Origin of the sequence: Streptococcus infantis (assembly GCF_964243025.1) — a bacterium.
Taxonomy (GTDB): Bacteria; Bacillota; Bacilli; order Lactobacillales; family Streptococcaceae; genus Streptococcus; species Streptococcus infantis_N.
The window spans coordinates 46507-70612 of sequence record NZ_CAXTDJ010000004.1; the positions used below are offsets into that span (position 1 = coordinate 46507).

General features: G+C 39.8%; 25 protein-coding genes, 2 tRNA genes, 1 other RNA gene and 1 pseudogene. 5 read left to right on the forward strand and 24 right to left on the reverse strand.

What is annotated here, in order from left to right; translation table 11 throughout:
* Positions 1–53 precede the first annotated feature (53 nt).
* From ACESNQ_RS05500 to ACESNQ_RS05520, 5 genes and pseudogenes are all read right to left on the reverse strand, one after another.
* Positions 54–2339, reverse strand: coding sequence for a DNA translocase FtsK (locus ACESNQ_RS05500; protein ID WP_373075637.1), 2286 nt, complete (start codon positions 2337–2339; stop codon positions 54–56).
* Positions 2340–2521: 182 nt separating this feature from the next.
* Positions 2522–3310: a HEAT repeat domain-containing protein gene (locus ACESNQ_RS05505; RefSeq protein ID WP_373075639.1), complete on the reverse strand. Its 789-nt coding sequence runs from the start codon at positions 3308–3310 to the stop codon at positions 2522–2524.
* Between the two features lie 162 nt (positions 3311–3472).
* Positions 3473–5427 (reverse strand): annotated as a pseudogene (locus tag ACESNQ_RS05510) (PTS fructose transporter subunit IIABC).
* On the reverse strand, positions 5424–6335 hold the full coding sequence (pfkB, locus tag ACESNQ_RS05515) for a 1-phosphofructokinase (protein WP_373075641.1): 912 nt from the start codon (positions 6333–6335) through the stop codon (positions 5424–5426). Before pfkB ends, ACESNQ_RS05510 begins: the two are co-directional and overlap by 4 nt.
* Positions 6332–7072: a DeoR/GlpR family DNA-binding transcription regulator gene (locus ACESNQ_RS05520; protein ID WP_373075643.1), complete on the reverse strand. Its 741-nt coding sequence runs from the start codon at positions 7070–7072 to the stop codon at positions 6332–6334. The genes pfkB and ACESNQ_RS05520 overlap by 4 nt, the downstream gene beginning before the upstream one ends.
* Before the next feature lie 158 nt (positions 7073–7230).
* Between ACESNQ_RS05520 and ACESNQ_RS05525 the strand changes: the two genes are divergently transcribed.
* Positions 7231–7318: transfer RNA gene (locus ACESNQ_RS05525), tRNA-Ser, on the forward strand.
* 79 nt (positions 7319–7397) lie between these two features.
* Here ACESNQ_RS05525 and ACESNQ_RS05530 read toward each other — a convergent pair.
* From ACESNQ_RS05530 to ACESNQ_RS05560, 7 genes are all read right to left on the reverse strand, one after another.
* On the reverse strand, positions 7398–8732 hold the full coding sequence (locus ACESNQ_RS05530; RefSeq protein WP_373075645.1) for an Nramp family divalent metal transporter: 1335 nt from the start codon (positions 8730–8732) through the stop codon (positions 7398–7400).
* A 310-nt stretch (positions 8733–9042) separates the two neighbouring features.
* Positions 9043–9993: a hypothetical protein gene (locus tag ACESNQ_RS05535; RefSeq protein WP_373075647.1), complete on the reverse strand. Its 951-nt coding sequence runs from the start codon at positions 9991–9993 to the stop codon at positions 9043–9045.
* A 79-nt stretch (positions 9994–10072) separates the two neighbouring features.
* Positions 10073–10160: transfer RNA gene (locus ACESNQ_RS05540), tRNA-Ser, on the reverse strand.
* 35 nt (positions 10161–10195) lie between these two features.
* Positions 10196–10543: a transfer-messenger RNA gene (ssrA, locus tag ACESNQ_RS05545) on the reverse strand.
* Between the two features lie 60 nt (positions 10544–10603).
* On the reverse strand, positions 10604–11239 hold the full coding sequence (locus ACESNQ_RS05550) for an SGNH/GDSL hydrolase family protein (protein ID WP_373075649.1): 636 nt from the start codon (positions 11237–11239) through the stop codon (positions 10604–10606).
* A gap of 1 nt (position 11240) precedes the next feature.
* Positions 11241–12068, reverse strand: coding sequence for a Cof-type HAD-IIB family hydrolase (locus ACESNQ_RS05555; protein WP_025170366.1), 828 nt, complete (start codon positions 12066–12068; stop codon positions 11241–11243).
* A gap of 23 nt (positions 12069–12091) precedes the next feature.
* Complete coding sequence (locus tag ACESNQ_RS05560) at positions 12092–13408, reverse strand: CapA family protein (protein ID WP_373075651.1); 1317 nt, start codon at positions 13406–13408, stop codon at positions 12092–12094.
* A 147-nt stretch (positions 13409–13555) separates the two neighbouring features.
* Here ACESNQ_RS05560 and def point away from each other — a divergent pair, with 147 nt between their 5' ends.
* Positions 13556–14167, forward strand: a complete 612-nt coding sequence (def, locus tag ACESNQ_RS05565) for a peptide deformylase (protein ID WP_070677533.1) — start codon at positions 13556–13558, stop codon at positions 14165–14167.
* A gap of 44 nt (positions 14168–14211) precedes the next feature.
* A complete protein-coding gene (gene rlmB / locus ACESNQ_RS05570; protein ID WP_024053549.1) occupies positions 14212–14940 on the forward strand; it encodes a 23S rRNA (guanosine(2251)-2'-O)-methyltransferase RlmB in 729 nt (242 codons plus the stop codon).
* A gap of 181 nt (positions 14941–15121) precedes the next feature.
* Here rlmB and trxB read toward each other — a convergent pair whose 3' ends face one another.
* The 7 genes from trxB to ACESNQ_RS05605 all read right to left on the reverse strand — a co-directional run bounded on the left by trxB (position 15122) and on the right by ACESNQ_RS05605 (position 19467).
* A complete protein-coding gene (gene trxB / locus ACESNQ_RS05575) occupies positions 15122–16033 on the reverse strand; it encodes a thioredoxin-disulfide reductase (protein WP_373075654.1) in 912 nt (303 codons plus the stop codon).
* Between the two features lie 65 nt (positions 16034–16098).
* Positions 16099–16323, reverse strand: a complete 225-nt coding sequence (locus ACESNQ_RS05580; RefSeq protein ID WP_004253933.1) for a DUF4059 family protein — start codon at positions 16321–16323, stop codon at positions 16099–16101.
* Positions 16324–16402: 79 nt separating this feature from the next.
* Positions 16403–17146 carry an amino acid ABC transporter ATP-binding protein gene (locus ACESNQ_RS05585; RefSeq protein ID WP_373075656.1) on the reverse strand — a complete coding sequence of 248 codons (744 nt, stop codon included), beginning with the start codon at positions 17144–17146 and terminating at the stop codon, positions 16403–16405.
* On the reverse strand, positions 17146–17946 hold the full coding sequence (locus tag ACESNQ_RS05590; RefSeq protein ID WP_373075658.1) for an amino acid ABC transporter permease: 801 nt from the start codon (positions 17944–17946) through the stop codon (positions 17146–17148). The genes ACESNQ_RS05585 and ACESNQ_RS05590 overlap by 1 nt, the downstream gene beginning before the upstream one ends.
* Positions 17947–18102: 156 nt before the next feature.
* Positions 18103–18459, reverse strand: coding sequence for a Spx/MgsR family RNA polymerase-binding regulatory protein (locus ACESNQ_RS05595; RefSeq protein ID WP_142556807.1), 357 nt, complete (start codon positions 18457–18459; stop codon positions 18103–18105).
* A gap of 11 nt (positions 18460–18470) precedes the next feature.
* On the reverse strand, positions 18471–18974 hold the full coding sequence (locus ACESNQ_RS05600; protein ID WP_373075660.1) for a methylated-DNA--[protein]-cysteine S-methyltransferase: 504 nt from the start codon (positions 18972–18974) through the stop codon (positions 18471–18473).
* Positions 18964–19467, reverse strand: coding sequence for a GNAT family N-acetyltransferase (locus ACESNQ_RS05605; protein ID WP_373075835.1), 504 nt, complete (start codon positions 19465–19467; stop codon positions 18964–18966). Before ACESNQ_RS05605 ends, ACESNQ_RS05600 begins: the two co-directional genes overlap by 11 nt.
* A 134-nt stretch (positions 19468–19601) precedes the next feature.
* Here ACESNQ_RS05605 and ACESNQ_RS05610 point away from each other — a divergent pair, with 134 nt between their 5' ends.
* Both ACESNQ_RS05610 and trhA read left to right on the forward strand, forming a co-directional pair.
* Entirely contained in the window at positions 19602–20057 is a 456-nt protein-coding gene (locus ACESNQ_RS05610; protein ID WP_373075662.1) for a DUF1836 domain-containing protein, read from the forward strand.
* Positions 20047–20694 (forward strand): PAQR family membrane homeostasis protein TrhA, encoded by a 648-nt coding sequence (gene trhA, locus ACESNQ_RS05615; protein ID WP_045615505.1) that lies wholly within the window; start codon positions 20047–20049, stop codon positions 20692–20694. The genes ACESNQ_RS05610 and trhA overlap by 11 nt, the downstream gene beginning before the upstream one ends.
* 34 nt (positions 20695–20728) lie before the next feature.
* Here the strand turns inward: trhA and pdxT are convergent, their stop codons facing one another.
* The 5 genes from pdxT to cmk all read right to left on the reverse strand — a co-directional run bounded on the left by pdxT (position 20729) and on the right by cmk (position 24098).
* Positions 20729–21301, reverse strand: coding sequence for a pyridoxal 5'-phosphate synthase glutaminase subunit PdxT (gene pdxT, locus ACESNQ_RS05620; protein ID WP_373075664.1), 573 nt, complete (start codon positions 21299–21301; stop codon positions 20729–20731).
* Entirely contained in the window at positions 21302–22177 is an 876-nt protein-coding gene (gene pdxS, locus ACESNQ_RS05625) for a pyridoxal 5'-phosphate synthase lyase subunit PdxS (protein ID WP_004253907.1), read from the reverse strand.
* Positions 22178–22314: 137 nt separating this feature from the next.
* Complete coding sequence (locus ACESNQ_RS05630) at positions 22315–22947, reverse strand: Pr6Pr family membrane protein (RefSeq protein ID WP_373075667.1); 633 nt, start codon at positions 22945–22947, stop codon at positions 22315–22317.
* Between the two features lie 2 nt (positions 22948–22949).
* On the reverse strand, positions 22950–23288 hold the full coding sequence (locus ACESNQ_RS05635) for a zinc ribbon domain-containing protein YjdM (protein WP_373075669.1): 339 nt from the start codon (positions 23286–23288) through the stop codon (positions 22950–22952).
* A 138-nt stretch (positions 23289–23426) separates the two neighbouring features.
* Entirely contained in the window at positions 23427–24098 is a 672-nt protein-coding gene (gene cmk / locus ACESNQ_RS05640) for a (d)CMP kinase (protein WP_373075671.1), read from the reverse strand.
* Between the last annotated feature and the right edge of the window lie 8 nt (positions 24099–24106).

Here is a 24106-nt window from a genome sequence, read left to right on the forward strand (position 1 = left end):
ATCCCCATTTTCGAAAGGTAATTTCTTGAATTTTTATTCTATTTTCAAACAATTTATTGTTGTAACACTTTTCGAGGTTTTGTCCCTTCAGCAGGACCAATAACTCCAGCCATCTCTAATTCTTCCATCAATCGAGTTGCTCGGTTAAAACCAACCGATAGACGGCGCTGAATCATGGATGCACTTGCTTTTTGTGTCTCGATGACAAGAGCCTTGGCTTCTTCAAAGAGTGGATCCCCGCCCTCATCGCCAGAACCAGAATCACCATCAGTCTCAGAAACTTCTCCAGGATCAAAACTGTCATCATAATCAGCATCTGCTTGAGCCTTAATGAAGTTTACGATGCGTTCCACATCATCATCTGAGATAAAGGAACCTTGGAGACGAACAGGATGGTTCTCATCAATTGGTTTAAAGAGCATGTCCCCTCGACCGAGTAATTTCTCAGCACCATTCTCATCCAAGATCGTACGTGAATCTGTTCCTGAAGAAACTGCGAATGCTACACGTGAAGGCACATTTGCCTTAATCAAACCGGAGATAACATCCACTGAAGGACGCTGGGTTGCAAGAATCATGTGAATACCAGCCGCACGCGCCTTCTGTCCAAGTCGGATAATGGCATCTTCTACTTCCTTGCTAGCAACCATCATGAGGTCAGCCAACTCATCCACAATCACGACGATTAAAGGTAGAGGTACTTGTTTGTACTCTGATTGGGCGTTAAATTCCTCAATCTTAGCATTAAAACCAGCAATATTTCGAACTCCGACTTTGGCGAAAAGTTCATAGCGATTTTCCATCTCATCAACGACTTTTTGAAGGGCCTTGCTGGCCTTACGAGGGTTGGTCACAACTGGAATCAAGAGATGAGGGATATCGTTGTATACTGACAACTCAACCATCTTAGGGTCCACCATCATAAATTTGACTTGGTCTGGGCGAGCCTTCATCAGAATACTTGCGATAATTCCATTAACTGCAACGGATTTACCAGAACCTGTAGAACCTGCCACTAGCAAGTGAGGCATTTTTGCCAAATCAAAACTACGAGCCGTACCATTGACTGCTTTCCCAAGAGGAATTTCTAAAAGATTTTCAGGTTTTGTTTGAGATTGTTCCCAAAGCTCACGGAAGGATACAGTTGCAATTTCCGAGTTAGGAACTTCGATACCTACCAAGGATTTCCCAGGAATCGGTGCTTCGATACGGACATCTTTAGCAGCCAAAGCCAGAGCTAAATCGTCTGCCAGGTTTGAAATACGGTTGACACGGACACCAACTGCAGGTTTAACCTCATACTTGGTTACTGATGGACCGATTTCAGCACGTTCAACAGTTACCTTGATACCAAAACTTGCAAAGGTTTCTTCCAAAATTTTGATATTTTCTCGTACGATTTTCTTTTCCTTGGACTGGTCTTTGGGCTTATCTGGCGCAAAGAGTTGCAAGCTTGGAAGCTTATACTCCAAGGCCTTTTTAGCAGAAAAATCTACTTCAACCTCTTCGTCATCATCATCTTCTTCAGAGAAAACTTCTTCCTCTGGATAGTCCCCTTCTTCAGGGTAATCAAAATCAGCTTGCGGGAGAATAATCTCAGGTTCTACCCATTCCTCCTCTGGAAGTGGAGGAAATTCTTGCAGTGGTTGGTCTGATAAGATTTCTCCAGTTTCCATATCTACAGGCTGCATGTCAAGCAAAGCCTGCTCTTCTCTTTCTTTTTCAAGTCTTGCTTGCTCTTCTGCTTCTCTTCGTGCTTTTTCTTCTTCACGCTTGATAAAGCGCTCTTGTTTTTTCTGTTCACGGCGCTCCATCCAGATAGCAAATCGAGCTGAAAGAAAATCAGCAATATCATAGATAGACCATGGACTCATTAAAAGAGCTCCGATTAGGATTAAGATTGCCCCTATGAAATAGGTACCGATGTTTGAGAACAAAAAGGCTACCGGAATGTAGAGCCCTACCCCTAACAAGCCTCCCCCTGCAAAACCGGTTACTTGAAAACTGGTTAAATCTTTAAAGATTTGTCCAATCGTTCCTTGAAAAACAGCATTTGCCATGCTAAGCTTCCAGACAAGATAAGCTTGAAAGATGAGGAGTAAGCCTGCAAAAATAAAGAAGAAACCTGCTAGCAAGCCTTCTTGTTTATGAATCCATTTAAAGAAGAATAGATAAATCAAGAGAGAGAAAATAGCTAAGTATGCTAAACTCCCTACGAGTAAGCGAATCAGGTTATAAACAGTGATTCCGACAGCTCCCCATTTAAGAGCAGCAAAAATTAAACAGATAGCCAAAGCTAAGGAAATCAACATTCGTTGAATCGCTTGTTTTCTTTCCAATTCTGCTTTAGACGGTCTGCGTCTTGTTTTAGTTGTATTCTTGTTTGCCATGCTTCTATTATATCATATTTCATGAACTTTTCGAGAGGTTAAAAAAATGACTGCATCTACTAGACACAATCATCTTTCGTTGATATTTCTGAATTTTCTATTCTATATGATTTTTCAACAACCTTGTCTCACTACTTCTTCAAAAATCTAATTGCTGGTTTTCTTGCCTTCTCAATCCTTTCGATTTCCAACTTCTCTACAGCAGATGTAGGAATCCATTTTTTCCCAAACAATACCTGGGCTGCTTCTATCATCAGAGCGCAAGCCTGCAAGTCCTTTTCTTCTGTAATTGCTTCACCAAACAAATCCTTCATTTTCTCCATCAAGACTTCTTTTTCAACTTGATAAAAAGATAATTGCATCAAACTACTGGCAGACCAGGCACGACAAAGTGCATCTTGGTCAGTCAAGAGATGTTGTCCTAAGATTTCTATCTCACTTATTGAACCAATCCAACCTAGAGCAATGATTAGCTTTCTACGATTAGAAGCTTCTGAACTAGGTAAAAGAGAGATTAGAACAGGAAGTACTTGCTTGCAAGAAGATGCATAAAAATCTCTATGTCTTACTTTGGAAAGGATTTTCGCTAGAAGATATACAATCAAAACGCGTTGACTCTCCGCTTCCTCTTGATCGAGAATTTCCAAAAGATAAGCGATCCCCTCCTGCCCATGCTGGTCAAAACTCGCTTCAAAATTCAGGTCAGTTCCTTCCTCCCAATCTTTGCAAATGAGGTCAAAATGAAAGGCAAGTTCTGGGCTCTTGCCTAAATCAGCTATAAAATGAATTCGTTTAGAATCAGGAAAATTCTCCTCCACCAAGCTGGCATAGACCTTCTGTAACTCTTCTTTTGTAAGACTTTGGCGACCGAATTGTCCCTTTTCTAGCTTGTTAACTCCTTCTTTTCTTGAATCATTCATGATACTTATCTCCTCTAAGGTATTTGTATAACTATAGCGTTCTATCATTTAAATTCTCTAAGATTTACCTCTATTATATCACTTTAAAGACCTGTCTCCCTAACTTCATTATCAAAAAATGACTGCCCACTTTCGTGCACAGTCATTTGAATGTGTTTGTGATTATTTTTCTAATGGTTTGCGTAGGTAACCGTAAACGACACCACTGACAATTGCTCCTACCAAGACAAAGACAAGGTAAAGAAGAGCATTTGAAGTAAGGGCGATAACGAAGATTCCTCCGTGAGGAGCCATGAGTTTGATATTTGCAAGACCAACGAGTCCACCTGCTACCGCTGAACCAAGGATGAAGCTTGGGATAGCACGAGCTGGGTCTGCTGCACCAAATGGAATCGCACCTTCAGTGATGAATGACAAGCCCATAACGATGTTCGTCAAACCAGAGTTACGTTCTTCTTTGGTAAATTTATTCTAAAGAGAAGTGTTGCCACAAAGATTGCAAGTGGTGGAACCATTCCTCCAGCCATAACTGCTGCCATGGCTACTGAACCACCTGTTGCCACTGTTGCTGCAAGAGTACCAGTACCAAAGACGTAGGCTGCTTTATTGACAGGGCCACCCATATCGACAGCCATCATTCCACCAAGGACGATACCAAGAAGGACAGCTGAACCACCTTCAAGACCACCAAGGAAGTTGTTCATACCAGTGTTGATTGCGGCCATTGGGATATTAACAGCTAGCATGACAAAGCCTGTCAAGATTGTTCCAAAAAGTGGCAAGAGAAGGATTGATTTAGCACCTTCAAGTGAGCGAGGAACCTTCACGTATTTCTTAACCAAGAGCACCAAGGCACCTGCGATAAATCCACCTACGAGGGCTCCAAGGAAACCTGATGATACTCCTGCAAGAGCTGAAGTTGCTTCGCCACCTTGAGCGTAAGGGATTTTACCAAAGGCATAACCTTCTTTTGCGATAGCACCAGCTACGAAACCGGCTACCAAACCTGGTTTTTCAGCGATTGAGTAGGCAACATATCCTGCAAATACTGGCAACATCAAACCAAAGGCTGAACCACCGATTTTCATGAACATCGAAGCGAGTTCATGGTAAGAACCAAGATTTCCAAGGCTTTCATTAGGCACACCCAAAGCACCATCAATCAAGAAGGCGAGGGCAATCATGATACCACCACCAATAACGAATGGCAACATTTGCGATACACCACTCATCAAGTGTTTGTAGAAGGCACCACCTAGACTTTGTTTTTCATTAGATGCTGTTGAAGCTTGCGCTCCATTAGTAGCACGATATACTTCAGCATTACCAGAAAGAGCCAAGTTGATCAACTCTTCTGTCTTACGAATACCATCTGCAACTGGACGGTTCACCAATGGTTTGCCATCAAAACGGTCCATCTCAACTGCCTTATCTGCAGCGATGATAACAGCTTTGGCATTGCGGATATCTTCTGCTGTTAATTTGTTGCCAACACCACTTGCACCGTTGGTTTCAACCTTGATACCAACACCCATTTCCGCAGCCACTTTTTGAAGAGCTTCTTGGGCCATGTATGTGTGGGCGATCCCTGTTGTACAAGCTGTAACTGCTACGATAAAGTCGCCAGATTCATTTGTAGGAGCTTGAACTGGTTCTTGAGCTTTTTCTGAAGCTTGGTCAAAGAGTTCAATGACTTGATCAGCTGATGTTACTTGACGAAGTTTGTCAGCAAAGCCGTCTTTCATCAAATACTGTGACAATTCTGCCAAGGCAGCCAAGTGAGTATCATTGGCACCTTCTGGAGCAGCAATCATAAAGAAGAGGTCAGTTGGTTGCCCGTCTAAACTTTCGTAGTCAACACCCTTGTTTGACTTAGCAAAGAGAACTGTTGCTTCCTTAACAGCAGCATTTTTGCTGTGTGGCATAGCGATACCGTCGCCCAAGCCTGTAGAAGTCAAAGCTTCACGCGCTAAGATTCCTTCTTTAAAGGTTTCAAAATCTGTCACGTATCCGTGTTCAACCAAGCTATGAATCATTTCTTCGATAGCTGCTCTTTTTTCAGTTGCTTGCAAATCAAGCAACATGACATCTTTTCTCAATAAATCTTGAATTTTCATCTTTTTTCTACCTCAACTTTTTCATAAGTTTCTTTAATAAATGCTGCAGTTGCTAAATCATCTGAAAATGTAGTTGCTGTTCCACAAGCCACTCCCCATTTGAAGGCTTCTACTGCGTCTTTTGATTTGACAAACTCACCCGTAAATCCAGCAACCATAGAGTCACCAGCCCCCACTGAGTTTTTCACTGTTCCCTTGATTGGTTTAGCAAAGTATGCTCCATCTGATGTTACCAGAAGGGCACCATCACCAGCCATAGAGATAATAACGTTTTGAGCACCTTTAGCTAGCAATTCTCGAGCGTATTTCTCTATTTCATCAAGGCTTTCAAGCTTGACTCCAAAGATAGCTCCCAGTTCATGATTATTTGGTTTGACCAAAAGTGGTTGATAATCCAAACTATCAATTAAGGTCTGACCTTCAAAGTCACAGACCACTTGTGCGCCTGTCTGACGAGTCAAGGCAATCAAATCCTTATATATGACATTGCCTAAGTTTTTTGCACTTGATCCAGCAAATACTACTGTATCTTCTGCTGTCAGACTTGAAAGAATGGCTTTTAACTCTTCAAGTTGTTCGGGCTCAACATTAGGACCTGTCCCATTGATTTCTGTTTCTTGGTCTGCTTTGATTTTGACATTGATACGCGTATCTTCTGCCACTTGGACAAATTGCGTTTCAATTTGTTCTTCAGCTAAAGTATCTGTGATAAATTTTCCAGTAAAGCCTCCGATGAAACCTGTCGCTGTATTTGGAATATCCAAACGCTTCAAGACACGGCTAACATTGATACCTTTACCACCAGCAAACTTATCATCACTATCCATACGATTGACACTACCAATTTCCACTTTGTCCAAACGGACAATGTAGTCTATAGATGGATTGAGTGTGACTGTATAAATCATACTTCTATTACCTCCGTTTTCTCTTTGATAGCTGGCAAGAGATCATGCCCCTTGCATGTAATGACAATAGCACGTTTTATAGGAGCTACCTTAGCAAAACAAGACTGACCAATCTTGGATGAATCTGCCAAGACATATGTCTGTTTAGCATTTTCTAAGATAGCACGCTTGACGGCGCCCTCCTCCATATCCGGAGTTGTATAATAACCTTCATCCACACCATTCATCCCGATAAAGGCACGATCAAAGTGCAGTTGGTTAATCTGATTGAGAGCTACTCCTCCGATACTGGCATCAGTTGTCATCTTGACTCCACCACCGATAATGACTGTTGGGATTTGCTTATCCACTAATTGAACCGCATGGTGAATGGAATTGGTTACCACTGTAATGTCTTTTCGCTCTAATTCTTTAATGAGAAAGGCTGTCGTACTTCCTGCATCCACAAAGATAACATCTTTTTCTTTGATGAGAGAAGATGCTCTTTGAGCAATCAACTTTTTCTCTTGAAGGTTTTTGACAGATTTTTCTTGAATAGTTTCTTCTTCTTGCAAGGAGTGAGGCAACTCTGCTCCTCCATGCACTCGACGAAGTTTATTTTCAGACTCCAATTCATCTAAATCACGTCTAACTGTTGATTCTGAAGTATCTAACAAGCCTACCAATTTCTCTAGAGAGACGATTTTATGCTGTTTCAATTCTTCTAAAATCAACTGTTTTCGTTCACTTTTTAGCATTAATTTACCTCCTGTTAACGATTACATTATTCATTCTATCATAAAAAATATCAAAGTCAAGCATTTTTTGTCAATTTCTTTCACTTTCTATCATTTTCTTTTTCTAAAAATTTATTTGCAAGAATGAATCCTTTATGATAGACTATTTTAGTAAGTGTGGAAGATTACTCAAGAGGCTTAAGAGGCCGTGTTGGAAACGCGGTAGGCGTGTTAAAGCGTGCGTGGGTTCGAATCCCATGTCTTCCGTTTATTTTCAAAAAAGATACCCAAGAAATCTTGGGTATCTTTTTTCTTATATGTTTGTTTTATAACTTGGGTGAATTTCTTAGAAAATATCAAATAACAATTTCACATTGAGAATTGTTAAGATAATGGAAACAATATAACCAAGGATGGTATTCCATTTAGCATTGGTAAATTCGCCCATCAGTGATTTCTTAGAAGTTAGATAAATCAAAGGGAAGATTGAAAACGGAAGAGCGATTGAAAGAAAGACCTGCGAATAGACTAATAACTGATCCAATGTTTTTTCCTGATGACCAAACACAACCGCTACAATCATGACAGGCAACAAGGCAAAGAGACGAGTTGCCAAACGAATGAACCACTGAGGCAATCTCATATGCAAGAAACCTTCCATAACGATTTGTCCAGTCAAGGTACCCGTAATTGTCGAATTTTGACCACTGGCTAATAAAGCCAAGGCAAACAAGGTTGATAAGGTTGAGCTAGCTATAGCTCCTGCAATAGTAGAATCCTGCAAGGCATTATACATTTGAGAGAAGGCAGAAATCTCGGATGCATGGCCGAAAAAGAGAGCCGCCCCGAGGATTAATAGAAGGGAGTTAACGACAAAGGCCAAAGATAACTGGAGATTTGAATCCCAGGTCATAAAGCGCACCGCTTTTCGAACATCATCCTTGTCCTTGTGATTGATTTTCCGAGTTTGAGACAAGGAAGAATGTAAATAGAGGTTATGGGGCATAACCGTCGCACCTACAATCCCCAGAGCTAAAGTTAATTGACTTTCATGTCCTGGCAAAGGACTCTCAAATAAGGTCGAATTGGGTAAATAACCCTCAGCTATTCCCTGGAAACTTGGGTGTGACAAGGCTACTAGATAAGTAAAGATTGCTAAAATCGTTAAAATCAGTGTTGTCACAATAGCTTCAATCTTCTTAAAGCCAAATTTCATCAAAAGCAATAAGAGAAAGACATCTAGAACCGTCAAAAGGATGGCTATCATAATCGGAATCTTAAAGAGAAGATTGAGAGCAATGGCTGAACCTAGAACTTCTGCCAGGTCTGTCGCCATCAAGGCTAACTCCAAAATCACCCATAAGCTATAACGAAGCCATTTTGGTGAGTGATGAGCTGTTGCTTGAGCCAGGTCCATCTGGGTTACAATCCCTAGCTTTCCTGCCATCTGCTGAAGTTGCATGGCAATGAGAGATGAAATCAAGATAACAAACAAGAGACTATACTTATAGGAAGCACCACCGACTACACTGGTAATCCAGTTTCCTGGATCCATATAACCAACTGCGACAAGAGCACCCGGACCCAAGAAGGCCTTTAAATTTTGCCAGAAATGATTGTTATTTGGAGTATCGATAGATTGATTAATCTCAGAGAGTGACACTTTTTTATGAGAAGACATAGATACTTACCTCTTTCTATACCTACTTTTTCATTATTTTCTATTAGAGAAAAATAAGATTGACTTTAAACTATTAAAACAATGAAAACTATATGAAAAACATTTAGTTTTTTCATTATTTTTCTTAAGGCACCTTAATTACAACACAAAATATGATAAAAACTTAAGAAAATTCAGGACTTGGACAGGCTATTTTAGAAAAAGATCAGATCACGCCTCAAAACAAGTTTCCTTAGTTTTGTTAAATCTCTGCCATAATCAAAAACAAGTAGCTCACATGAACTACTTGTTATCATTAAAATCTTAAGTTTTAGACGTTACTTTTTTCTTTTGATTTATCTTTGTCTTTGGATTTATCGGCGTCTTTAGATTTGTCGGCATCTTTAGATTTGTCTGCATCTTTAGACTTATCTGTAGATTTTGCTGAGTTCCCACGAACGATTTTATCGTAACCTTCAGTATTGTCAATCAACTCAGTTGCAAGAGTACGATAGTCTTCTTGAGAAATAAGCCAATTTCCATCCTTATCTTTTGTCAATTTGATTTCTGTGTCAAAATCTCCAGTAGTGAAAGGTGTTTGAGCAAGGTTAGGATCTACATCATTATAAGTACTGAAATCTTTTCTGAAAAGATGTTCAAAAATCCAATAAGAAATAAGTGTTTGGTAACGTTTAACATCAGCATCTGCACCAGCTTTGTTATACTTACCTAAGTTATCAATTCCACCAATCAAAGTAGTAAGTACATCTCTTGTAGATGATGCCAAACCTTTAGAGTGCAGCTTCTTAGAGTTAAATGTAACAGTTGCTGATTCACCTGATTCATCAACCTTCACGTCTTTAATTGTATATGAACCGATTTCTTGGAACATTTTACGTCGTTGTTTTAAGAAACCTGAAATTGTTTCTTCAGGTGTCTCTACAGGAAAATCTTGGTGCCATTGTACTGAGTATGTAGATGCTGGTGTAAGACCATCATCTTTAATTTTTTCACTTGTTTGTACTGCAATTACGGCGTCAGTCCATTTTTCATAGGTTTCACCATAAACCTTTTTGAAACGTGCAGAGTCTGATGTAAGAACTGAATCTAGAAGAACTTCCGCATCTTTTGTAACTTTGTCTTCTACTGATTCCTTTTTAGGTTCTTCTGTTGTTTGCTCAGTAGTTGCAGAAGCAGATTCTGATTTTTTAGACGTTAAAGAACATGCACCCAAGGCCAATGTTGAAAGTGCCAAGATACTGAGTAGTTTAATCTTCTTCATAATATACCTCAATGTATAATATTTACTCTTGGAATCTTACTCCAAGGGTATGGTTTAGAAAAACATAGCGTTATTCTAACGGAGAATGGGGGATTCGAACCCCCGCGCCGGTTACCCGACCTAACGATTTAGCAAACCGTCCTCTTCAGCCTCTTGAGTAATTCTCCTGCGATACATGTATCTTACTTGATGAAACTTTACAGAATGGAGCCGGTGGGAGTCGAACCCACGTCCAAACACCTGCTAACATATTTGTCTACAACCATAGGTTATGTATTGTTTTAACAGCTCCTCGACACATAACTCAAGCCTAGGAACTGCGAGTCTATTAATCTCTTATCAAACTGCTAGACAAAGTTTGATCGTATCTCGCTAAAATTAAGACCTGTCATCAGACACGAGCAATCCGAATCGGGTCACGCCTGCTGGTTTTTAGGCAGCTAGAGCGTAAGAAGTGTTATTTTTTGCAGTTATATTTAACTGAGCGTTTACGTCGCCACACGAGTCGCAAAATATGCCTCATAATGCCTGTCGAATCCGTAACGACCCCAAAGACTATAAAGATATTATACCTTATCTAGGTTAAAAAAGCAAAAATGCAAGTAGATGTTTAGAAAAGTCTAGTTTTCAAGGTTTCTGATAGAGCCTGATAGCCAGAAACGCTAAGGTGAAGTCCATCTGTTGTATAGTCTGATTTGAGTTGCCCTTCCTGATCGAGTAGCTCTTCAAAAACAGACACATATTCTACCTGCATGTATGCAAAAGCTAACTCTTGATAGGCTTGGTTCCAGGCCTTGATTTTCTCATTTGTACGAATATAAACTGTCTGTTTGTATTCTTCCCCTTGATGAACTGGCAGAATAGAAACTAGCTTAATCTGTGACAGCGGATAGTCACGAGAAATACTTTGAATCACACTTTCGAGATTGGTTAGTGCTTGACTCATTGGAACATCTTTTCCAATGTCATTGGTCCCAATCAAAAGCACGATTTGATCCACTGTATCACCATAGAGGTGGGCATCAAGGTTATCTAGTAAAAGTCCAGTTTGATAGCCTCGAATACCTCTATTTACAATGGTCTTTGTTGTCCCTAGCAATTCCTGTAAGGGATAATACTCCACAATAGAATCTCCAATAAAGATGATATCTGGTTCAATGACCGAAATCTGATTGAGTTCACGATACTTGGTTTGAATTTTTTCCTGCTCTTTTAAGAGCCAGTTTTCTAATAGCTGTACTGCCAAGTTATTCTCCTCTTTCTAGCCAGTTTTCTAAAACTTGGTAAACACCCGCCTTACTGTTAGCTGGAGCTACTTTTGTCGCAACTCTCTTAACAGCCTCTTCTGCATTTTCCATAGCGTATGAAATTCCTGCCAACTCTAACATTTCAATGTCATTTTCACTATCACCAAAGGCCATGATTTGTTCAGGTTTTAAGTTCCAACGTTTGAGCAATTCTACTAACCCCCACGCTTTATGAATCCCATCTTGTAAGATATCAATACAACCATAACCGCTGGAAACAGCTCGCACATGCCCATCAAATAGGTCATTAATTTCCTGTAAAACCGATTCGGATCGTTCTTCACCAACAACCATACTCATCTTGAGAACACCACCGAAGAGATTAGAGTCAAATTCATCGACGAATTGCATTCGTTGATAGAGCTTTTCAATCATCTCTGGAGTCATAAATTTATCAAGTTCTGTAAAAACTGTACCTTCTTTGACAAAACCACCATTCATAGCAGTTACAACAAACTGATCCTGACATTCTCTACCTTTAAAGTGAGCTAAAGCTCTATCAACCATGGCATCATCCCAAGTTTGTGCTTGAATCAATTCATTGTTCTCGAATATTCGAGCACCGTTAGCAACTACGAGAACCACTCTCTCTGCTAAATGTCCCAGTAATTGTCTCATACGATGAACTTCATTTCCCGTTGCAATGACAAAACGAATATCACATTGGTCCAGCTTGTCCAAAATTTTTTCTAGACGAGGTAGATCCAGTTGTCCCTTGGGGTCTAACAAGGTGCCATCCATATCCGTCGCAATTACTCTAATGTCCATCTTTTTCTTCTCGCTCTCCATTGCTACCATTTCAAACCTACATGCTCATTCATTTCTTTGTAGGCTGTATCAATCCGTTCCTTGGTTTCATCATCTAACTGGCTACGATATTTCCCACCCTCAATGAAATCATCTAAGATATAGGTCTGGTATAGATAGAGTGGATAACCTTCTGGAGAATAAGTTCCTTTTGGTGTCCTATTAACCCAGCTAGGATGAGCTTTAGCAGTCTCAATCGTAGTCTTTCCTGCTTTTTTCTTAATGGTCACGTCCATGAGAACACCACGTTCTGTCCATTTGGCATTTTCCTCATCCTGCATGGTTTCAATACGCTGATTCGATAGGAAATTCCCCATAGAGTAGATAATAAGTTTCTTATCCCCGTCTTTTTCAACTGTCTCAGCTGGTTCAACAACGTGAGGGTGTCCACCGAAGATAATATCAGCCCCCCAATCGATCATTTTATGGTATAGTTCCTTTTGCTCTTCTGTTGGTTCCAATTGATACTCAATTCCCATCTGAGGCATGACGACTGTTATATCTGCTTCTTTTTCAGCTCGTTCAATTTCTGCCTTCATTTTTTCTTCATTGAGGTCAGAAAGATGATTGTCGTAGTCTTCTTTAGAAATGTATTCTTCAATACCGTTAAAGCCATAAGAATAAGCTAGAAGAGCAACTTTTATGCCTTTGACTTCCTTGATGACGATAGGCGCCTTATCTCTTGGTTCGTGGGGGTAAACTCCGATTGGTGTCATTCCAGCTTTTTCGATAGCATCAGCAGTTGAAAAAACTCCCTCAATCTGAGAATCTAAGATATGATTGTGAGCCAAGTCTAACACTTGGTAACCAGCATCCTTTATAGCATCCATGACTTCTCCTGGTGCATTAAACAAAGGATAACCTCCTAGGTAGTGATCCTTGTTTACAGTTCCTTCAAAGTCACCGATAACTAAATCTGCTTGTTTGAGCCAAGGTTTTACATACTCAAAGTTTTCATGGAAATCATAAGTACCATCTTCCTTTAGGGCAGTTCGATAAATCGGAATATGATAGAGGAGGTCACCATTTGCCATGATGCGCACACTCGTTTCTTCTTCCGTTACGGAATTCTGACCTTTAGAGTCTGAATTCTGACTCACTGCAGGTGCATTCCTATTCCACAATGGAACTCCCTTAATTCCTTGAGCTAATAAAGTCAAAGCCATCGAAATCGCAACAACAATCAACAACACAACAACAAAGGTTTTATTACTCCACTGTCGATAGTTTTTGAAAAATTGGATAGACTCTCTGACAACTGGTAATCCTGATTGCTTTTTTCTTCTACTACGTTTTTCCATATCTTTTCTCCTTGCTTTTTGATGCAATTCTCCTTACCTTATTATACCACAGACAAATAGCTATTTCCCTTTATTAGCAACTTCTGTGACTTTCTTTCTCAACTATTTTGTGTTATCATGGAATTGTAATGGAAGGAAGGAGAGAAGATGTCTGCTATAGAACGTATTACAAAAGCTTCACATTTAATCGACATGAAAGATATTATCCGCGAGGGCAATCCAACCCTACGTGCAGTTGCCGAGGAAGTCACTTTCCCATTGAGCGATCAAGATATCATCCTTGGTGAGAAAATGATGCAATTTTTAAAACATTCGCAAGACCCAGTTATGGCTGAAAAGTTAGGTCTACGTGGAGGAGTCGGACTTGCTGCACCACAATTAGATATCTCAAAACGCATCATTGCTGTTTTAGTTCCTAATATCACCGAGGAAGGTGAAACACCTCAAGAAGCCTATGACTTACAAGCTGTTATGTACAATCCTAAGATTGTCTCACACTCAGTCCAAGACGCTGCTCTAGGAGAGGGAGAAGGTTGCCTATCAGTCGATCGTGCTGTCCCAGGTTATGTTATCCGCCATGCTCGAGTAACTGTCGACTACTTTGACAAAGATGGCGAAAAGCATCGCATCAAGCTAAAAGGCTACAACTCCATCGTTGTACAACATGAAATCGACCACTTAAATGGTGTTATGTTTTATGATCGTATCAATGAAAAGGATCCTTTCGCAGTCAAAGAAGGTTTACTCATTCTGGAATAAAGAAAATCCCGTTGAAAGACGGGGTTTTATGTTATAATAGAGCCATGAAAACAAATGATATTGTCTATGGCGTTCACGCCGTTACCGAAGCACTGTTAGCAAATACTGGAAACAAACTCTATCTCCAAGATGATTTAAGAGGTAAGAATGTAGAAAAAGTCAAGGAACTGGCAACTGAAAAGAAAGTATCCATCTCTTGGACTTCAAAAAAATCACTTTCCGAAATGACTGAAGGAGCTGTCCACCAAGGTTTTGTTCTACGTGTTTCTGAATTTGCCTATACTGAACTTGAGCAGATTCTTGCTCAGACTCGTCAAGAAGAAAACCCACTAGTATTGATCCTCGATGGACTAACTGACCCTCATAACCTAGGTTCTATCCTAAGAACAGCCGATGCAACCAATGTTTCAGGCATCATTATTCCCAAGCATCGAGCAGTTGGTGTGACACCCGTAGTTGCAAAAACAGCAACAGGTGCTATCGAGCACGTCCCCATCGCTCGCGTTACCAATCTCAGCCAAACCTTGGACAAGCTAAAAGAAGAAGGATTTTGGACCTTTGGAACTGATATGAATGGAACTCCTTGCCATAAATGGAACACCAGCGGAAAGGTCGCCCTTATTATCGGAAATGAAGGAAAAGGTATCTCAAGTAACATCAAAAAGCAGGTGGACGAGATGATCACTATTCCAATGAATGGACATGTACAGAGTCTCAATGCAAGCGTTGCTGCTGCTATTCTTATGTACGAAGTCTTCCGCAATCGATTCTAATAAAAAGTGAGGTTGGGACAAAAGATCCCGACCTCACTTTTTATTAGCAATCAAACTTTGACGCGGTAGCTGATTGAACTTTTTGTTCGTCTTTTAGACTCCAAAAAGCTCCTAATCAACCTCACGGGGCTGGGACTACGAAATCGAGACTTTGTCTATCGATTTCTGTCCCACCGCCTTTTTAACTATGTTCAGTAATATATTTATAGGCTTCTTGACCTGCAATCGCACCATCTCCAACTGCTGTTGTAACTTGGCGAAGGTCTTTCTGACGAACATCTCCAACTGCAAAGACACCTGCAACACTTGTCTTCATGTGGTCATCTGTCACAATCCAACCTGACTCATCTTGGATTTGTAACTCTTTTGTAAAATCGCTAACTGGATCTAAACCAACATAGATGAAGACACCTCCAAAGGCATGTTCAGTCACTTGATTTGTTTTAACATTTTCAATGACAACTGACTCCACACGGTTTTCACCCTTGATTTCTTTTACGACAGAATCCCAAATGAAGTAGATTTTTTCATTGGCAAAGGCGCGGTCTTGCAAGACTTTTTGAGCACGAAGCTCATCACGACGGTGAACGATGGTTACAGATTTGGCGAACTGTGTTAAGAAGATTGCTTCTTCAACAGCCGAATCTCCTCCACCTACAACCAACAAATCTTGGTCACGGAAAAAGGCTCCATCACAAACCGCACAGTAAGAAACACCTCGACTGTTAAGTTCTTCTTCACCTGGAACGCCTAAGAGGCGATGTTTTGAACCAGTCGATACGATAACTGTGCGAGTTTCAAATTCTTCATCGTCTGTGATTACTTTCTTAACATCACCATGGTCCTCAATATTTTCTACAAAGCCATAGAGATGTTCAACACCTAGATTTTCAAGAGGTTCAAACATCTTTTCTGCTAACTCAGGTCCACTAATGTTAGCATAACCTGGATAGTTTTCAATGTCAGAAGTATTGTTCATCTGACCGCCAGGAAGACCACCTTCAATCAAAGCTACTTTGAGATTGCTGCGAGCTGCATACAAGGCTGCAGTCATCCCAGCAGGACCTGCACCGATAATAATCGTATCGTACATTCTATTTCCTTCTTTCTTGTTGTAACTATTCTTATTCTAACGGATAAAATCCTATTTGACAACTATTAAGCCTTGAGAACCAACAAGATGCTCATGGTTGCAAAAGACAATACTGGAATTGTTAGAACTCCAATCATAATCATATCATAGAGGTGAGCCTGACGCTCCTTAGCAGTTTTATCGACACCTGACAGGGCTCTAAAACCAATCCAAATCCCTAAGACAACCAAGACTAGTAAAATCGTCAAAACCAAACTCTCTAAATACAAAGCAAATAGCTGAACTAACATGCTCTCTCTCATTTCTATTATTTTTAAAGAGCAAACCCAGTTAGCTTAGCCAACTGAGTTTTTCTTATCTTCTATTATATCAAATATAGGTCCGTTTGTAACTAGCAAAGAACTCTTTTGTTCGTTCTTCTTTGGGATGGTTGATAATCTCATCCGGTGTTCCAGATTCAATAATCTTTCCTTTATCCAAGAATAAAACCTTATCAGCTACTTGAGCAACAAAAGACATATCATGACTAACCAAAACCATGGTTTGACCAGACCTAGCAGCGTCTGCGATTGATTTCTCAACTTCACCCACCAATTCTGGATCAAGTGCTGAAGTTGGTTCATCCAAGAGTAAGACGTCTGGTTTCATGGCTAGAGCACGCGCTATTGCGACCCGTTGTTTTTGCCCCCCTGACAAGTGACGCGGATAATGCTGTTCACGATCAGAAAGTCCAACCTTAGCTAGCTCTTCCTTAGCAATTTCAGTCGCTTCTTCGTCCGATAGTTTTTTAACTACCACTAAGCCTTCTTTAACATTGTCTAGCGCTGTTCTACGCTCAAATAAATTAAACTGTTGGAAAACCATCGATAGTTTGCGACGAAGGGTCAGAATTTCTTCTTGCGTAATTTGAGAAAAATCAACTTTGAAATCATCAATCTGAATACTTCCACTATCAGGAGTTTCTAGATAGTTTAGGCTACGAAGAAAAGTAGATTTACCTGCTCCTGATGAACCTATCAGAGCAACAACTTCTCCTTTTTCAATCTCCAAGTCCAAGTGATCTAAGACAGTTTGACCCGAAAAGGATTTACTTAAATTTGAAATCTTAATCATTAACGTAGGTCTCCTTTCAGATCTGTTTCTACACTATCTGGTGCTTGAATAGCCATCTTTCTCTCAATAAAACGGCCAAGATTTTCAATAACGATATTTACCACCCAGTAGACAAGGGCAACTGAGATAAAACGTTCAAAGTAACGATAGTCTGCACCACCCAAAATCTGAGCTTGGGCAAAGACTTCTACAACACCTGCACTGAAGGCTAGGGAAGTCCCCTTGGTCAAGCCAATCAAGGAGTTAATCAAGGTTGGTGTTGCCACAACCGCCGCATTTGGAATGATCACTCGACGGTAAACTTGACCACGTGTCATACCAAGACTTCGAGCTGCTTCAATTTCCCCTGGATTTACAGAAAGAATGGCTGCACGGATAGTTTCACTAGCATAGGCTGCCTCGTTAAAAGCAAATGCCACAATCGCAAATGTTGCTGCTGGAATAGCATTAATGTTCAGAGAAGTTCCCCATTGTTGATTCAAGGCTTTCAAAGCTAGTGGAATCCCGTAATAAGTCAACATCAGTTGAACTAAAATTGGAGTTCCTTTTAGGAAACTAACAAAAAAGGCTTGTAATGGGTATATAAATCTAACTCGGTTGATTTTAACGATAGCAAAGATTAGGGCTAGCATGATACCAAAAAAGGCACCAAATACCGTTAACATCAATGTTGTAGGTAATTGCTGTACAATTCTTGGAATCCCATCAAAGACAGAACGCCAACTAAAAAGTTTGCCATCTGGAATATATTGCATCAAATTTTGATACCAATCAGATGCTAAAATCGTTGTAACATTCATAGAAACATCCTCTCAAGATAATGATTCATTCTATCATACTTATGCTCTAATTAAAAATATTTGCTACGAGCATATCAGATTTCATCTACCTTCTAGTTTATCATACTTTAAAAGTGGGAGGTTATATATTTTATCTATCAAGGAGATAAGTAAAATCTATTTTAATGCTAACTCTTCGTATTCTTTACGGTAGCCAATCTGCTGAATTCGTCCATCTTTCACAAGAATTGGTCGTTTTAACAACATTCCATCACTAGCTAAGAGTTTAGCTGCTTCTTTATTAGATAAAGTTCCAACCTTATCTTTCAATCCGAGTTCACGATATTTGATTCCACTCGTATTGAAGAACTGTTTTAATTCAAATCCTGAAGTTTCTAACCAGTTTAAAATCACCGTTTCACTTGGTGTTTCTTCTACTATATGAACGTCTTTATATTCAAGGCCTAGCTGATCAAGTTCCTTTTTTGCTTTTTTACAAGTTGTGCATTTTGGATATTCGATAAATTCTAACATATATTCACTTTCTAATATTTATAATCTGCCCTTTCGTGGTTCAAGAGCCAAGCTTTTCTTTCGAGTCCTGCAGCGTAACCTGTCAGTCGCTTGTTTGCTCCAAGTACTCGGTGGCAAGGTACTAGAATGGACCACGGATTACGACCTACTGCTCCACCAACTGCTTGGGCAGAGGCTACACTTAGGTCTTTAGCTATTTGTCCATAGGTTACTGTAGTTCCAAAGGGAATTTCCTGTAAGTAAGACCAAACCTTCTTTTCAAAATCCGTCCCAATCGGAGCTAGAGGAAGTTCCGACAAACTCGGATTCTGCCCTAAAAAATAGTCATCCAAATAAGAAATAGCCTGATTCAGAACAGGATGAGTTTTAACTTCTTCTATATTATCAACTATCAGGCCTCTTTCAAAATGATTTTGGCCCTCCACCCAAATACCAAATAGATATTGGTCGGTAGCAACTATTGACAAGAGCCCAATTGGAGAAGTATAGACTATTTTTGAAAATTTATTTTTCATTCGATTTTATTTTTTGATAGGCCAAGCGTTCCCCGTCTACTGGAACTTTACCAACTTGTTTAAAACCAAGCTTTTCAAAGATATGCTGCATTGCTTTGTTTTTAGCGTGCGTATCTGAACGAAAATCTAGGTAATCAAAGCCTTCAATCAAGCCTTCTAAGAAGGTCTGAGCAACACCTTGACCTTGCACATCACTAGCAACAGCAATACGGTGAAATACTAAGTATTCTGCTTCATTTCCCTCCCAGTTGCCATCATAAATTGCTTCATAAGCTTTTTCCGGGCTTTTAGTCACTGCTGCATAGGCTAAGAGTTCTCCTTCTTCCAGCGCTACGTAAGCCTGTCCAGAGATAATATCTTCAATAATGGTATCTGCATCTGGGTAGCCGTTTTGCCACTGAGTGCTACCAGCTTCTGCCAAACATTTCTTGGCTCCCTCAATCACTTGCATAATCTGATTTACTTCATTAGGAAAGGCTAAGCGAATCTCCATCATTTATCCTCTTTTCATACTATTTTCTCTCATCATAGCATAAATTATTTCTTTCTACAAGCACTTGAAACTTGACTTATTATTTCTATTATTTTATAATCTAGTTATCAAAACTAGATAAAAAGGAGTTGGAAATGAAAACTACTTTTTCCTATCCAAAATGGGAAGAAATTCCAAATATCAATCTCTATCTGGACCAGGTTCTACTCTATGTCAATCAAATCTGTCCTCCAGCTTCTCCTGACATGGAGAAAGGTTTGACAGCATCCATGGTGAACAACTATGTCAAACACGGTTATATCAGTAAACCTGAGAAGAAAAAATATCAACGCAAACAAATCGCACGATTGATTGCTATTACCACTCTCAAGTCTGTTTTTTCTATCCAAGAAATTGCTCAAACCCTTAATACTCTAAACACAGACACTAATTCAGAAGAACTTTACAATGCTTTTGTGGACTATATGAATGAAGATATTGATCCAGCTAATCCCATTATCCAGGCAAGCTGCCAAACGGTCAAACTCTATCATCAAACACTTGCACTAGTCTATTCAGAAACCGAAGAGGAGGAAACAAATGAATACTAGTTTCAAACTTAGTAAACGACTTAGTTTTGGAGAAGAAATTGCCAACAGCGTTACCCATGCTGTAGGAGCATTTATCATGCTCATCCTACTTCCTATTTCATCAACCTATAGTTATGAGGCACATGGTTTCTTATCGTCTATCGGTGTTTCCATCTTCGTCATCAGCCTCTTTCTCATGTTCCTTTCATCGACCATTTATCATTCTATGGCTTATGGTTCGACTCATAAGTACGTCTTGCGTATCATCGACCATTCTATGATTTATGTGGCAATCGCTGGATCTTATACTCCTGTGGTTTTAACTTTGATGAACAACTGGTTTGGTTATCTCATTATTGCTATCCAGTGGGGGACAACTATTTTCGGTATTCTCTATAAAATCTTTGCCAAGAAGGTCAATGAAAAATTCAGTCTCATTCTCTACCTCATCATGGGTTGGCTAGTTCTAGCTATCTTACCAGCTATCATCAGCCAAACAACTCCAATTTTCTGGAGTCTCATGGTATCAGGTGGTTTATGTTATACAGTTGGTGCCGGTTTTTACGCTAAGAAGAAACCATACTTCCATATGATTTGGCATCTCTTCATCCTAGCAGCCTCTGCTCTCCAATACATTGCCATTGTTTATTATATGTAAAAAAAGAAGTTGGGAAAAATCCCAACCTCTTTTTTTATTTACACATATTGATAAAATACTGGTGCAAGCGAAGATTATTTGTCAATTCCGGATGAAATGAAGTCACTAGCATATTCTTTTCTTGAGCGGCAACGATTTGATGATTCACTACTGCCAGAACATCAACACCCTTACCAACTTCACTAATAATAGGTCCACGGATAAAGGTCATGGGAATTTTACCAACACCCTTACAGTCTGCTTCAGTATAAAAGCTTCCTAGCTGACGTCCATAGGCATTGCGCTCTACTACTATATCCATAGTCGCTAGATGGCTTTCCTCTTGAGAAGTGATTTGTTTTGCTAGCAAAATTAAACCCGCACAAGTTCCAAAGACTGGTAAACCATTGAGAATAGCCTCTCTTAGAGAGAGTAGCATATTCTGGTCACGTAGAAGTTTGCCCATGGCCGTTGACTCGCCTCCTGGCAAAATCAAACCTGAAAGCTCACTTCGATGTTGCTGAAAATCTTCTAGGTTTCGCAGTTCAATACTTTCAACTCCTAGTTGAGCAAGCATTTTCTCATGTTCTACAAAGGCACCTTGTAGGGCCAATATTCCGATTTTCATCTATTTTCCTCGCTCAGCCATGAGAATTTGGATCTCGTTCTCGTTGATACCTACCATGGCTTCTCCTAAATCTTCAGAGATTTGAGCTAGAATTTGAGGATTTTGATAGTTGGTAACTGCCTTAACAATTGCTGCCGCACGTTTGACAGGATCACCTGACTTGAATATCCCTGAGCCAACAAAGACACCTTCTGCACCTAGCTGCATCATAAGAGCAGCGTCCGCTGGTGTTGCAACTCCTCCAGCCGCAAAGTTAACAACTGGTAATTTTCCATTTTCGTGGACATATTGAACTAATTCTACAGGTACTTGGAGTTCTTTTGCAGCAACATATAACTCGTCCTCACGGAGGTTTTGAATGCGGCGGATTTCTTGATTCATCATGCGCATATGACGAACAGCCTGTACGATATCTCCTGTTCCTGGTTCCCCTTTTGTACGAATCATAGAAGCTCCTTCAGCGATACGACGCAAGGCTTCTCCTAGGTCTTTAGCACCGCAAACAAAGGGAACTTGAAATTCTTTCTTGTCCACATGGAAACGGTCATCAGCTGGAGATAGAACTTCGCTCTCATCAATATAGTCAATCTCGATGGCTTCTAAAATTTGAGCTTCGACAAAATGTCCAATTCGAACCTTAGCCATAACTGGAATGCTGACCGCTTCTTGGATTTCCTTAATCATCTTTGGATCACTCATGCGAGAGACACCACCCGCTGCACGAATATCAGCTGGGATTCGTTCCAAGGCCATAACTGCTGCTGCACCTGCAGCCTCAGCAATTCTTGCCTGTTCAGGATTTTGAACATCCATGATGACGCCACCTTTAAGCATCTGTGCCAAATTTTTATTTAATTCATAACGATTTTCAGTCATTTTTCTTCCTCAATAGTTGTATTGGTAGCTACAGTTTTATTGTAAGGTAAAAAAGTCTACATAACAAGATAAAATAAATCAATTTGTCCGGGTACAATTATTTCTATCACAAAAAAAGCACCCACATAGGGGTACTTTTATTTCTTAGTTTTTTTAATACTTTTCACAAGATAAAAGAGATATCCTGAAACCATATAGGCAACAAAGATAGTTGCTGCCCATTTAAAGACAAAGCCCCAACCATGTTTGGTAGCATTCAAAAAGAAATAAGGGAAGGGACTATCCTTAGCATTAGGGACATCCATCTTTAGAACAAAACCGTTTAAGAGTGCAAAAATCATATAAAGCAAAGGAAGGCTAGTCCAAAGCATGGGATCAACCAACTTATATTGGCGACTCTTGTCAAAAATAATTGTATCTGCTAAAAACCAGAGAGGGACAATATAATGGCAAAGGAAATTTTCCAAACGGTAAAAATCTGTCGTCAAAGGAGCTAGCATGAAATGATAGATGACACAAGTAATCATAATACTCATAGTGACGCCACCTTTGAGACGTAGAATACCAGGACTCTGCCAACTATCACCACCACTACGCATCTTTAACAAAAGATAACCTGTAAAGAGTACAACCAAAAGGTTAGAAAGAACTGTGTAGTAAAGCAACATCCCTAAACCACCACGTTTGGTAATTTCCAAGTATACACCGGTAAAGGCTGCTATAAATAAAAAGATACGACTATAAAATATTACTTTTTCATTTTTAATCATGATTAAATCTTCTTCACAAATTCTGATTTAAGTTTCATAGCGCCAAAACCATCAATTTTACAGTCGATGTTGTGGTCACCTTCTACAATACGGATGTTTTTCACACGAGTTCCTTGCTTGAGGTCTTTAGGTGCACCTTTTACCTTAAGGTCCTTAATCAAAGTGACTGTATCTCCATCAGCTAGTTTATTTCCATTTGCATCGATGGCAACAAGGCCTTCTTCAACTTCTGCTTGCTCAGCAGGATTCCACTCATAAGCACATTCTGGGCAAACAAGAAGTGTGCCATCTTCATATACGTATTCTGAATTACATTTTGGGCAATTTGGTAATTGACTCATGTTATCTCCTTAAAAATTTATGATTATTTGATTGTCAAATTTTCTTTAACAGCAACTATTATACCTTAAAACAGACTATTTGACAAATCATGATAAAAAAACGACAAACCGAAATTCAGTTCATCGTTTTTATAGTTCTTACAAATGTTTTTGTGCTTCTGATTTAATTTTTTCAACAACTTCTAAAATAGAGAGTCCAGTCGTATCCAAATAGATTGCATCCTCAGCTTGCTTGAGAGGTGAAGTTTCACGATGACTATCTTTATAATCACGCGCCGCAATCTCTTCTTTCAAAGTTTCCAAATCTGTTTCGATTCCCTTTGAAAGATTTTCCTTGTAACGACGTTCCGCACGCTCATCTACAGATGCTACTAGAAAAATCTTCAATTCAGCCTGAGGCAAGACTACTGTTCCAATATCGCGACCATCCATGACAATACCACCTTGTCGGGCAATTTCTTGCTGGAGGGCTACTAATTTTTCACGAACAGCTGGAATCGCCGCAAAGGCAGAAACAGCATTAGTTACTTCATTTTCTCGGATTGGATTTGTTACATCTACGTCTCCAACAAAAACAAGCTGTTCTCCTGTTTCAGCGCGGCCAAAACTAATCGGGTATTGTTCCAATAATTCAAGAAGTTGAGATGGTTCATCTGAGCTAATTTGGTTTCTCAATGCGATGTAAGTTGCCGCACGATACATAGCGCCTGTATCCAGATAAGTATAGCCAAAGTCCTTAGCAATAATCTTAGCTACTGTACTCTTACCACTGGAAGCTGGCCCATCAATAGCAATCTGAATTGTTTTCATTGTCACTC